Source organism: Bizionia sp. M204, from assembly GCF_023205095.1.
Lineage (GTDB): Bacteria > Bacteroidota > Bacteroidia > Flavobacteriales > Flavobacteriaceae > Algorimicrobium > Algorimicrobium hallyeonense.
In genome coordinates, this window is record NZ_CP046242.1 from 1181629 (window position 1) to 1194349 (window position 12721).

The window sequence follows — 12721 nt, forward strand, 5'->3', positions numbered from 1 at the left end:
GGTTTTAATATTAGACAGCAAATATACGAAACTATAAATTAGTTTCCAAGGAAACTATTTCCATGTAATGTTATTTAACAAAATAATCACTTTCAAACCTAAATCTACTTTCGTAAATTCGTAGCAAAGAAAAAATTCTATGGATATCAACTTCAATAAAAACGAAGATCATAATAAATTGCTTGTTTCCGAACTAAAAAAACGTCTCACCTATGTAAAACTTGGTGGTGGAAAAAAAAGCATAGAAAAGCAACATGCTAAAGGCAAATTAACAGCAAGAGAGCGCATTGATTATTTATTAGACGCTAAAAAACCAGCCATTGAAATTGCTGCTTTCGCGGGAGACGATATGTATGAAGAGCACGGAGGATGTCCATCCGCTGGGGTGGTTGTAAAAATGGGTTATGTAAAAGGTAAACAATGTTTGGTTGTTGCTAATGATGCCACGGTTAAAGCTGGAGCTTGGTTTCCAATAACGGCTAAAAAGAATTTACGCGCTCAAGAAATTGCTATAGAAAACAGATTACCTATTATATATTTAGTGGATTCAGCTGGTGTTTACCTGCCATTACAAGATGAAATATTCCCTGACAAGGAACACTTTGGTCGTATTTTTAGAAACAACGCTATAATGAGTAGCATGGGAATTACACAAATTGCTGCGGTTATGGGAAGTTGTGTTGCTGGTGGTGCCTATTTACCGATTATGAGCGATGAAGCCTTGATAGTAGATAAAACCGGAAGCATCTTTTTAGCTGGTAGTTATTTAGTGAAAGCCGCAATAGGAGAAACTATAGATAACGAAACACTTGGTGGCGCAACAACACACTGCGAAATTTCTGGTGTAACGGATTATAAAGCAAAAGATGACAAAGATGCTTTAGATAAAATTAAAAACATTGTTGATAAAATTGGCGATTATGATAAAGCAGGATTTAATCGTGCTGATGCTAAAAAACCGAAAGAAAACCAAGAAGATATTTACGGAATTATTCCAAAATCGCGTGCTGATCAATATGATATGTACGAAATTATCAAGCGTTTGGTTGATAATAGTGAATTTGAAGAATACAAAGCCGGATACGGCCAAACCATTATTACCTGTTACGCACGTATTGACGGCTGGGCTGTTGGTATTGTTGCCAACCAACGTAAACTGGTGAAAACTGCCAAGGGCGAAATGCAGTTTGGTGGTGTAATTTATAATGATTCGGCTGATAAGTCTACCCGTTTTATTGCTAATTGTAATCAGAAGAAAATTCCTTTAATATTTTTACAGGATGTTACTGGTTTTATGGTTGGTAGTAAGAGTGAACATGGTGGGATTATAAAAGATGGTGCAAAAATGGTAAATGCTGTTAGTAATAGTGTGGTTCCCAAATTCACCATTATTTTAGGAAACAGTTATGGTGCTGGTAATTATGCCATGTGTGGAAAAGCGTATGACCCACGTTTAATTGTGGCTTGGCCAAGTGCTGAACTTGCCGTAATGAGTGGAAATAGTGCTGCTAAAGTCTTATTACAAATAGAAAAAGCATCGCTTAAAAAGAAAGGTGAAGAAATAACGCAAGATAAAGAAGATGAACTCTTCAAAAAAATTAAAGACCGTTACGACAAACAAGTATCTCCTTATTATGCAGCGTCGCGCATTTGGACAGACGCCATTATAGATCCTTTAGATACCCGAAAATGGATTAGTATGGGAATAGAAGCGGCAAACCATGCGCCTATTGAAAAGCCATTTAACATGGGGGTATTACAAGTATAATGTTTAAAAAACAATCAGCTTCATCAGCCTTTACTATCATCTTACTAATATTAGCTGGTGAAGCTGTTTTTGTTTTACCCTTTGTTTTAGCACGCATATTTAGACCTACTTTTTTAGAAGTCTTCGCAATCAACAATACGCAATTGGGGAGTTGTTTTTCGGTTTACGGCATTGTGGCATTTGTTTCTTATCTTTTTGGTGGTCCATTAGCCGATAAGTTTAAACCGAATAAACTTATGGCTGTGGCCTTATTTCTCACAGCTCTTGGCGGATTTTATCTTGCTTCTTATCCGTCTCTATTTTTACTCCATGTCCTTTACGGTTTCTGGGGATTTACTACCATATTTTTATTCTGGGCTGCCATGATTAAAGCAACTCGAATTTGGGGAGGCACCAATAATCAAGGTATTGCATTTGGTTTTTTGGATGGTGGTCGTGGTTTAACAGCTGCCCTATTTGGTACTTTAGGAGTATTGTTGTTTTCATTCTTTGTAACATCCAATATTAATGACACAAGCTTAAGTGAAAGACAAAGTGCTTTTAGAATGGTAATAATTGCTATATCTTTAATAGTTTCAGTAATTGGAGTTTTAGTTTATTTCTTTCTTAAAAATGATACTTATTCAGAACAAAACAGCAAAATTTCCCAAAAACTAACACTTAAAAACTTTAAAGTAATTATGAAATATCCAAGTGTTTGGTTGCTCATGATAATTATTTTATGTGCTTATTTTGGATATAAAATGACAGACGTTTTTAGCCTATATGCAAAAAACGTGATGAAATACGACGATATCGATTCGGCTCAAGTTGGAACGTACCTTTTATACATGCGACCAATTATAGGTGTTACCATTGGTTTATTAGCAGATAAAACACGAGCCTCTTTTTGGATTGTTATTGGATTTCTATTGATGCTTTGTACAAGTTTAATTTTTTCGACGACCTTCATAAATAGTAATGAAACAATCCTATTTGTTTTATCTATTATTATCATGGCCATTGGTGTATATTCCGCACGCGTATTATATTTTGCTACGTTGGAAGAAGCTAAAATACCATTGGCGCTCACTGGTACTGCTGTTGGTTTTATATCTATAATTGGCTACACACCTGATATCTTTGCTGGTCCTATAATTGGATATTTATTGGATGCATCACCTGGCGTTTTAGGACATAGACATGTTTTTATGACCATGGCTATTTTTTCTTTTATTGGTTTATTAGCAGCTTTTGCATTCTATAAAATTTCAACAAAAAAGAACGCTTAATTTCTTAAGCGCTCTTTATTTATTTTCTAATTATACCATAAAATTATCACAGACTATTATATGCATTTACCAATCGAACAAACTCGGAACGGTAACCATTCCCATCCTGGCCTCTACCCTGTTTTGCTAAATCCAATACATCATTCAACTTGGAATTATTATCATATTCTGAATGACGCAATTGCATACCGTATAACGCAACAGCTGAAGCAAATTTCATATCAACTGATGCGTTTTCAACTTTATTTTCATGCACATGAACCATCTCGATACTTTTATCACCATCTGGTTTTTTGTATCGGAATTTCACGGTGAATAGTTCATCAGAGAAACTAGACGCATTTTCATTTTTGGTATATTTTAAATCAGAAATATCTTTTAAATAATGGCTTTTCACACCAACTGGAATAACTTCATATAAAGCCGTTACGGTATGTCCACTGCCTAATTCACCAGCATCTTTGGTATCATCAATAAAATCTTCATCAGCTAACAACCGGTTTTCATAACCTATTAATCGGTAGGCTTGAACAACCGCAGGATTGAATTCTACTTGAATTTTTACATCCTTAGCAATCGTAAATAAGGTTCCGCCAAATTCCTTTCCAAAAACTTTTTGTGCTTCCTGCATCGTATCAATATAGGCATGGTTTCCGTTGCCTTTATCTGCTAATGTTTCTAATTTTGAATCTTTGTAATTCCCATATCCAAACCCTAAAACGGATAGGAACACACCTGTTTTGCGCTTGTCTTCAATTAGTTTTTCCATATCTTTATCGGAAGAAGCGCCCACATTAAAATCACCATCTGTTGCTAGAATTACGCGATTATTACCGTTTTTCTTAAAGTTCTTTTCCGCCAAACTATAAGCCAACTCAATACCTTGTCCACCAGCTGTAGAGCCTCCAGATTGCAACTTATCTAAAGCTGCTATAATTTTCTCTTTCTCAATGCCAGATGTTGGTTCTAAAACCACACAAGCTGCTCCAGCGTAAACAACTATAGAAACATAGTCTTGAGGACGTAATTGGTTCACCAATAATTTATAAGCTGATTTCAATAAAGGCAATTTATTCGCATTTCCCATAGAACCTGATACATCAATTAAAAAAGTTAAATTGGATGCTGGTAATTGGTCATTTTCATACGTTTTTCCTTGTAAACCAACACGTACTAATTGCGTATCTGTATTCCAAGGCGTTTGAATTTGTTCGGTGTTTATGGAAAATGGATGTTTACCTGTTGGTTGCGGATAATCATAGTCAAAATAATTTACCATTTCTTCAATTTTAACTGAATTCGCTGGAATTTCTTGTCCATTATTAATCATCCGTCTGATGTTACTGTAAGATGCTTTGTCAACATCTATTGAAAACGTTGACAACGGTTTTGTTTTCACATTTTCGAAAGTATTTTCTACAATTTCTTCGTAAATATCATTATTATCATACGTATTCGGTTGAATTATATGATGTTTGACTTCTTTAGGCAGTTTATAATTACTCCCTTTTGTTGTTACAATAATAACACCATTTGAACCTTGGGAACCATACAAAGCGCTACCACCTGCACCTTTTATAACATTTGTACTCGCAATATCTTTAGGTTTTATTTTTGATAAAGTTTCCGCCGAAACTACATTGCCATCAATTACAATAAGCGCTTGATTGATTCCAGAAAGCGAGCGATTGCCTCGTAAAACAATTCGAGTGCTTTGGTTAACACCATTATTATTAGTGTTTATTTGTAATCCTGATACTTTTCCTGACAAAGACTGAACTATATTTGGGTTGGAACTTTGTGATAGTTGTTCCGTACGAACACGCTGGTAAGACATCGTTCTTCTTGTAGCTTTTCGTTTGATACCTAAAGCAGTCACAACAACTTCTTCCAATGATTCAGAATCCACTTGCATGGCGAAGGAAATAGTGTTTGTGTTTTTCTTGATTTTTCGTTCTGCAGTTATATAACCGATAAATGAATAGGATATAGTAGCGCCTTCAATGGCTTGAATGGTATATAATCCGTCAAAATTGGTTTGAGTACCATTTGAAGTTCCTTTAACTATAATATTCACACCAGGTAATGGCAGTCCGTTTTCATCTGTAATAGTTCCCGAGATTGTTTTCTTTTGCCCGTGTATTTGCAAACTTATAAAGGCCACACATACAATTAGTAATAGATTTTTCATGGTTTTGTGTTTTAAATTCTAGGTAAACCTAAAACACAATGGTCATAATAAAAACTAGGAATTCGTGAATGGGTTATTTGATTGAGGCAAGTGTCTTTTTTCGCTGTATTTTTCCAGAATGGGTTTCTTGAAAATGTTTTACAAAGAAAATATCTTTAGGAATTTCATGTTTATTTAATCCTGTAAAGACGTCTTGTTTTATGGTTTTCTCTTCACCCTCAATAACTAAAATAACACGTTCGCCTAACTCGTTATCAGGTTGTGAAGCAATAAAAAATCGTTCATCTAAATGAGCTGTCAGCGTATTTTCAATTACTTCGGGATAGACTTTGACACCTCCAGAATTAATAACATGATCTATACGTCCTAACCATTCAAATGTGGATTTATCTTGAATTTTAACCACATCATTCGTAACAATTATGGCTTCGGAAATGTTTTTAGCATCAATAACCAAACATTCACGATTATCTTGTGAAATTATAACGCCGGGTAATACTTGAAAATACGGTTTCGGTGTTTCTTCAGAAAAATTATTAAGTTGCTTTACGGCAATATGGCTAACGGTTTCAGTCATACCATAGGTTTCATAAACTGTTGGTTTTATAGTCTGAATAATCTTTTTTAAATCTTTTGAAACCGGAGCTCCACCAACAATGATGGTTTTAATTTTGGTAACTTTAGACAGATTCTTTTGCAATTGCATGGGAATCATAGCAGCAAATTGGTATGTTTTACGCGGATTAATTTCTAGCATCTTTTTTGGTGGAATACTATCTAAATGTAAACCCAACATCAAAGCACGAATTAACATCATTTTTCCGGCTATCGTTCCGGCAGGCAAACATAAAAGTGCGCGATCTTTTGGTTGCAATTCGAAAAAATTACCTGTGGTAAGTGCTGAATGCACCATAGCTTGTTTACTAACACCAATAGTTTTAGGTGTTCCAGTAGAACCTGATGTTTGTACCGTAAGTGTTTCATTTGAATCCAACCAATCTGCTAAAAATTCGCCAATAGCTATTTCAAAATCGTCACCTTCCTTGATGAAACTATAAGCGACTTCCTTTAAACCTTCACGATTATAATGAATACCATTTAGTTGAAAATGATTGTGAACTTTATCAAATGTTGGTGTCATGATTAATTAGTTGTTTGTTATATTTTCAGATTCTATTATTGGAGCTTCAACAGTACCAAACAATTTTTCTTTCCAATTGTTCCAATTATATTTTTTTGAAAACACAAAAAGTACAACTGGAAAAATTACAAAAACAGGCATAAACACGTCCATAAAACCAGCTGCTCCAGGTAATGATGTGTCTTTAAATACGGAGTGTGTTTGAAGTGCTGTCCAATCTGCAGTTACCAATAAAGCTGTAAACAAATTATTGGCGGCATGAAACCCTAAAGCTAATTCTAGCCCTTCGTCCATTAATGTTGCAATACCTAAAAACAAACCTGTGCCTATATAATAAACCATGACGATGTAGCCTAATTGTTTAACTTCCGGGTTAGCGATATGTAAAAGTCCAAATACCACGGATGTGGTTAACAACGGCACCCATTTATTTTTAGTAATAACACCCATACCTTGCATTAAATACCCACGAAATAAGTACTCTTCAAAACTCGTTTGAAGTGGAATTAGTGCAATTGCAATAACGCATAGAATGATAAATGGGACGAGTTTAAAGTTTAAAACATAATCTTCCGGCGACAAAAAATAATCTAAAAAAATAAAACTAGTAGATACAAATCCCCATAAAATAAAAGCGAACCAAAAACGCTTCCAGTCAATTTTATCACGCGCAGTTGTTAAAGATACGATGGATTGTTTATGAAGATATTTAGCCACAATAAAAACCCCTACCAAACCAGCTGCAAAAGATAGCAACATGAGGAACAGATTTAAATTTGGTTCCAATACTGTCATCATTTGCGCTTCCGTCATGCCAAAAGCATTACCACCATCGGAAACGGTTTTAAATAAAACAGCCAAGGTAAATGGCATTTGTCCTATCACGACCGCTAGAAAAATAATGAGGATTCCAATAATATATCGCCACCATTCGTGCAGACCTTTAAATGCTTGTGCTATGTACATGTTTTATAATTGTGTTCGTGTTAAACTTAAATTAATTGCTAGTTGTAGCGCTTATATTGAAGTGCCATAACTTGTTATTATCATAAAATAAAGAACCTGTGTTTATAGTTAAAGGACTCTCAAAATTATTAGTAAATAAACTTCCTGTTCCTAAACCTTGAGGCATATTTGCGTTTAAAGTATATGTCCATTGGGCAATAGCATTCAAACCTACATTACTTTCCAAAGCACTTGTTATCCACCAACCAATTTGATTGCTTTCGGCCTGTTGAATCCACTCTTGACTCCCTTTCCAGCCTCCTACAAAACTCGGTTTTAAAATAATGTATTGCGGTTTAATGTGATTTAAAAGCAATGCCTTGTCTGAATTTTCGAAAACGCCAATTAATTCTTCATCTAAAGCAATTGGAAGCGGAGTTTCCAAACATAATTTTGCCATAGCTTCTATTTGGCCAGCTTTTATTGGTTGCTCAATAGAGTGTAAATTTAAATCGGATAGACGTTTTAGTTTTTCTAACACATCGGTTTCAGAAAAAGCGCCATTGGCATCCACGCGTAATTCAATATCATTAGCTGAAAATTCATTCCGAATAGACTTCAGCAAACCAATCTCCGTTTCAAAATCAATTGCACCAATTTTCATTTTAATACAGGTAAAACCTGCTTCAATTTTATCTTGAATTTGCTGCTTCATAAAAGCATCTGTTCCCATCCAAATCAAACCATTAATAGGAATAGATTTATTGTTTTGAGTAAATTGTGAAGGAAATAAATCGAAAGGTGTTTTAGCATCCAAAGATTTAAAAGCCATTTCCAAACCAAATTGAATACTTGGGAAAGTTTTTAATTTAGTATATAAAACGGCGAGACCTAAATGGATGTTTTTGCACGTCCATTGTAATTGTTCTTCATAATTAGGAACATCATCCGCGCTTAAACCGCGTAAAATACCACATTCACCAATCCCTTGTTTTCCTTCATGTTCTAGAATAATAAACCAAGTTTCCTTCGTTTTTAAAACCCCTCGAGACGTACCACTTGGCTGCTTAAAATTAAGAATATATTTATGATAAGATGCTTTCATATAGTATTCAAAAGTACTCAATTTATTTTGTATTTTAGACAACATAAAACAATCCTAATGCCTGAATTTCCAAACATTATTGTATTTGCCATTCCGTTTTTTGTTTTAGCAATGTTGCTTGAAATGTATGTTACTACCAAACAACAGATTAGGACCTATGAAACAAAAGATGCCTTATCGTCTATTGCTATGGGATTGGGTAATGTTTTCTTGAATTTTTTAAGCAAAGCTATTGTGCTTTTGGTCTTCTTTTGGATATATGACAACTTCCGATTGTTTACTATTCCTGTAGCTTGGTGGAGTTTTGTATTAATTTTCTTTGCGGATGATTTCTCTTATTATTGGTTTCATCGTATTTCTCATGAAAGTCGTTTGTTTTGGGCATCACATGTGGTGCATCACTCATCGCAAAAATATAATTTAAGTACTGCTTTACGCCAAACATGGTCTGGCGGATTTTATTCGTTCGTTTTTTGGCTTTGGATGCCTTTATTGGGTTTTCATCCTGCCATGATTTTATTACAAATGTCTATTAGTTTGTTATATCAATTTTGGATTCATACCGAAGCTATTGATAAAATGCCTAAGTGGTTTGAAGCCGTATTTAATACACCATCTCATCATCGGGTTCATCATGGCAGTAATCCGTTGTATTTAGATAGAAATCATGCAGGTATTCTAATTATTTGGGATAAGTTATTTGGTACGTTCCAACCTGAATTAAAAGAGGAAAGAGTTATTTATGGTTTGGTTGTTAATATTAACACGTATAATCCCGTAAAAATTGCTTTTATAGAATGGCGAAATATGCTAAAAGATGTTTTTTTTGGTAGAAAATCTTTAAAAAATCGGTTTCTCTATTTAGTGAAACCACCTGGTTGGACGCATGATGGAACCGGAAAATTGAGTGATGATTTACGTCGGGAGTGGCTGGAGAGTAGTTTGCAGTCGCAGTCGCAGCTTAAAGAAGATTAGTTTTAAATAAAGAGACACCCGTTTTGGCGAGCATTTTTATGAATTTCAACAGCAAAGTTATATGGATTACGGGAGCTTCCAGCGGAATTGGTAAAGCTTTGGTTGCTAGTTTGGCAAAGCAGAAATGCCAACTTATTATTTCATCCCGACGTTTAACAGATTTGGAAATCGTAAAAAATGCGCAACCCAATCCCGAAAATATTGCCTGTGTGCCTTTTGATTTAGCCGATTATAATAATATGTTACCAATTGTTGAAAGTGCCATCGGCAGTTTTGGCACGATTGATATTTTAATAAATAATGGTGGCATTAGTCAACGGTCGCTCATTATTGAAACCGATATTGCTGTTGATAAAAAACTGATGGAAGTAGATTATTTAGGAACTGTAGCCCTTACAAAAGCATTGCTACCCTATTTTGTGCATCAGAAATCTGGACAGTTTGTAACCGTAACGAGTTTAATGGGGAAGTTCGCATCGCCTTACCGGTCAGGATATTGTGGAGCCAAACATGCGCTTCATGGCTTTTTTGATGCCTTACGATTAGAACATGAAAAAGACGGAATATCTGTCACTTTAATTTGTCCAGGTTTTGTAAATACTGATATTGCACGCCATGCCTTAATTGGCAATGGTGAGCAACAAAACACCCAAGATACAGCTACAGAAAAAGGGCTTCCAGCAGACGTTTTTACTGAACGCATGCTGAAAGCCGTTTATAAAAATAAATTTGAAGTTTATATTGGTAAAAAAGAAGTGTTAGGCGTTTTTTTAAAACGTTTCTTTCCAAAATTTCTGCATTGGTATACCTTAAGAAGTGCTGTACGTTAAATTAATCTATTTTTACAATTTCCACGTCACCAAATGATAAGCCGTTTTCTACTCTAACACTTCCTTTATAGGTAATTGTTGGTTCGCCGTAGGACCTTATTTTAAGCTTATCAGACACATTGCATTGATAACTGCCATCGCCATAAGCCGTTATTTTGGTTTCCTTATTATTTACCTGTGAAAAATCGACCGTACTTTCACCATAACCAATTATTTTTTGGTTTTCAATACTACCCTTTTCAATAACTAAATAACTTTCGCCATATATGGATACTTTTAAATCTTTTCTTTCATGGTTACTTGAGATTCACCATAGATACTAAAGACAATTTTATCGGATATGATGGCATCTTCAAAATTAAAACGCTCTTCGCCTCTTAAAGAAAACGATTTTACTTTTTTATAGTAAATAGTTGCTCTTGCCACGGTTCCTTTATAAGCCTCAACCGTTCTGTGTTTGGTGCTTTTTTCTTTATCGTTTTCGGTGATGATTTTAGCATCATCCAAATAAACTTGCAGTGTTTTGTTTTTAACTTCTACATTAATTTCCTCTAAAGGTTCGCTTATCATTTCAATAACCACTTCTTCCTTATCACCAGTTTTAAAAACAACTTCTATATGTGGACTGATAATAACTTTGTCAAACGTTTTAACGCTAAAGGTTTTATTTTGTCCAACAACCAAGTGGGCACTTAAAAAAAGGGTAATAAAAAAAATAGTGATAATTGGAGACGTACTTTTTAAAAAGGAATTCATAATGCGTATTTTGATTAATATATCCTTAAAGACAAGCACTTTTTAGGTTTGTTACAGTTTTGAATACGTTTTTTAATTACAATTCCAAACTATCGCCAATTTTCAATAACATTAAATCTTTATCTTTTTCAAAAAATTTGCGTTTTGCAACTTCATGATCAATTTCTATATATCCGAAGGTATCAAAATGGTAGCCTAACACTTTATCACATTGCACAAAATCACTGGCTAAAATAGCATCATCAATTCCCATGGTAAAATTATCGCCAATTGGTAAAATGGCTAAATCTAACTTGGTACGTAGTGGAATGAGTTTCATATCCATGGTTAATGCTGTATCTCCAGCAATGTAGATGTTTTTATGTTCGCCTTCAATAACAAAACCTCCTGGTTGTCCACCATAGCTGCCATCAGGAAACGACGAGGTATGAATAGCATTTACATATTTCACAACACCAAATTCGAAGTCCCAAGAACCTCCATGATTCATAGGATGTCCTTCCAACCCTTTATTTTGAAAATGGGTTACAATTTCAAAATTGGAAACAATAACGGCATCTGTATTTTTAGCAATCGCTTCCACATCCAAAATATGATCTTGGTGTGCATGAGTTAATAAAATATAATCCGCTTTTAAGGTGCTAATATCTATATGTTTGGCGTTCTCATTACCCGTAATAAAAGGGTCCACAAGAATGTGAACACCATCTACTTCTATTCCTAAACTGGCATGACCGTAAAAAGTAATTTTCATTGAAAGAGGGTTTTAAATTCGGTATTGAAAAATACAAAATCTAAAACAATTTTATGAAGTGATAGCCATAAAATCTACTAAATAATATAGCCCACTCCCATTAAAATGGCGAGTAGAAATGTAGAAATAGCCACTTTTTTTAATTCTGAATCTAGTAAGGAAGGGTTAGTCGTTTTTCTAACATAGAATAAATGCTTCACCAGTGGAATATACATAACCATAAACATTAAATTATATGGCGAAACATAATACAAAACTGCAAATGCGGAGGAAAGAAGAATAGCACCACAAATTAAAATATAATGATAGCGTTTGGCATTTTCAAAACCGAGCTTTACGGCTAACGTAATTTTATTTGATTTTTCATCCGAAATAATATCGCGCATATTATTTAAGTTCAAAACCGCCACACTCAATAAACCAATGGTAAAAGCCGGCAAAATAATAACGTGATCTATTTTTAAGGTGTATAGAAAATACGTGCCTAAACCACTTACTAATCCGAAGAATATAAATACAAATACATCACCTAGACCTTTGTAACCATAAGCAGAATCGCCAACGGTATAATTAATTGCCGCATAAACTGAAAGTGCTCCCAAGGCTAAAAATAGCATGGTATATAAAAAATGACGCATACCAAAAGCGCAAAAAAGTAAAGTGACAACTAAAGCTATAATGACTAAAATATTAATTTTTATAGCCATAAACATTTGGTCTGCAGATACATTTCCACTTTGCAAAGCACGTTTTGGACCTACACGTTCATCATTATCGGTACCTTTAACACCGTCGCCATAATCATTAGCAAAGTTGGATAGCACTTGTAGTGCAACCGTTGTTAAAAGTGCTAAAACAAAAATATACCAATTTACATATCCATTATAGGCTGCAAAACTTGTAGCAAGAATAATTCCTGAAATGGATAATGGTAAGGTGCGCAATCTTGCTGCTGAAACCCAATGTTTTATTGATGGCATAGACT

Annotated in this window: 10 protein-coding genes and 1 pseudogene; 4 read left to right on the plus strand and 7 right to left on the minus strand. The window is 34.5% G+C overall.

Annotated elements, in window-relative coordinates:
- The first annotated feature begins 139 nt into the window (after positions 1 to 139).
- Together GMA17_RS05320 and GMA17_RS05325 are read left to right on the plus strand one after the other, a co-directional pair.
- On the plus strand, positions 140 to 1768 hold the full coding sequence (locus GMA17_RS05320; protein WP_248399937.1) for an acyl-CoA carboxylase subunit beta: 1629 nt from the start codon (positions 140 to 142) through the stop codon (positions 1766 to 1768).
- Positions 1768 to 3039 (plus strand): nitrate/nitrite transporter, encoded by a 1272-nt coding sequence (locus GMA17_RS05325; protein WP_248399939.1) that lies wholly within the window; start codon positions 1768 to 1770, stop codon positions 3037 to 3039. The genes GMA17_RS05320 and GMA17_RS05325 overlap by 1 nt, the downstream gene beginning before the upstream one ends.
- 46 nt (positions 3040 to 3085) lie before the next feature.
- Here GMA17_RS05325 and GMA17_RS05330 read toward each other — a convergent pair whose 3' ends face one another.
- The 4 genes from GMA17_RS05330 to GMA17_RS05345 all read right to left on the minus strand — a co-directional run bounded on the left by GMA17_RS05330 (position 3086) and on the right by GMA17_RS05345 (position 8421).
- Complete coding sequence (locus GMA17_RS05330) at positions 3086 to 5230, minus strand: VWA domain-containing protein (protein WP_248399941.1); 2145 nt, start codon at positions 5228 to 5230, stop codon at positions 3086 to 3088.
- A gap of 73 nt (positions 5231 to 5303) precedes the next feature.
- Positions 5304 to 6371, minus strand: a complete 1068-nt coding sequence (locus tag GMA17_RS05335) for an AMP-binding protein (protein WP_248399943.1) — start codon at positions 6369 to 6371, stop codon at positions 5304 to 5306.
- Positions 6372 to 6377: 6 nt separating this feature from the next.
- Positions 6378 to 7337, minus strand: a complete 960-nt coding sequence (locus tag GMA17_RS05340) for a CPBP family intramembrane glutamic endopeptidase (protein ID WP_248399945.1) — start codon at positions 7335 to 7337, stop codon at positions 6378 to 6380.
- Positions 7338 to 7368: 31 nt separating this feature from the next.
- Positions 7369 to 8421 (minus strand): o-succinylbenzoate synthase, encoded by a 1053-nt coding sequence (locus GMA17_RS05345; protein ID WP_248400619.1) that lies wholly within the window; start codon positions 8419 to 8421, stop codon positions 7369 to 7371.
- Between the two features lie 57 nt (positions 8422 to 8478).
- Here GMA17_RS05345 and GMA17_RS05350 point away from each other — a divergent pair, with 57 nt between their 5' ends.
- Both GMA17_RS05350 and GMA17_RS05355 read left to right on the plus strand, forming a co-directional pair.
- Positions 8479 to 9396 carry a sterol desaturase family protein gene (locus GMA17_RS05350; protein WP_248399947.1) on the plus strand — a complete coding sequence of 306 codons (918 nt, stop codon included), beginning with the start codon at positions 8479 to 8481 and terminating at the stop codon, positions 9394 to 9396.
- A gap of 38 nt (positions 9397 to 9434) precedes the next feature.
- Positions 9435 to 10226: an SDR family oxidoreductase gene (locus GMA17_RS05355; RefSeq protein ID WP_248399949.1), complete on the plus strand. Its 792-nt coding sequence runs from the start codon at positions 9435 to 9437 to the stop codon at positions 10224 to 10226.
- Between the two features lies 1 nt (position 10227).
- Here GMA17_RS05355 and GMA17_RS15475 read toward each other — a convergent pair.
- The 3 genes and pseudogenes from GMA17_RS15475 to menA all read right to left on the minus strand — a co-directional run bounded on the left by GMA17_RS15475 (position 10228) and on the right by menA (position 12716).
- Positions 10228 to 10982, minus strand: a pseudogene (locus tag GMA17_RS15475) (GIN domain-containing protein).
- Between the two features lie 76 nt (positions 10983 to 11058).
- Complete coding sequence (locus tag GMA17_RS05365; protein WP_248399953.1) at positions 11059 to 11736, minus strand: metal-dependent hydrolase; 678 nt, start codon at positions 11734 to 11736, stop codon at positions 11059 to 11061.
- A 77-nt stretch (positions 11737 to 11813) separates the two neighbouring features.
- The gene (gene menA / locus GMA17_RS05370) at positions 11814 to 12716 is read right to left on the minus strand and encodes a 1,4-dihydroxy-2-naphthoate octaprenyltransferase (RefSeq protein WP_248399955.1); all 903 of its coding nucleotides are present in this window, start codon (positions 12714 to 12716) and stop codon (positions 11814 to 11816) included.
- Between the last annotated feature and the right edge of the window lie 5 nt (positions 12717 to 12721).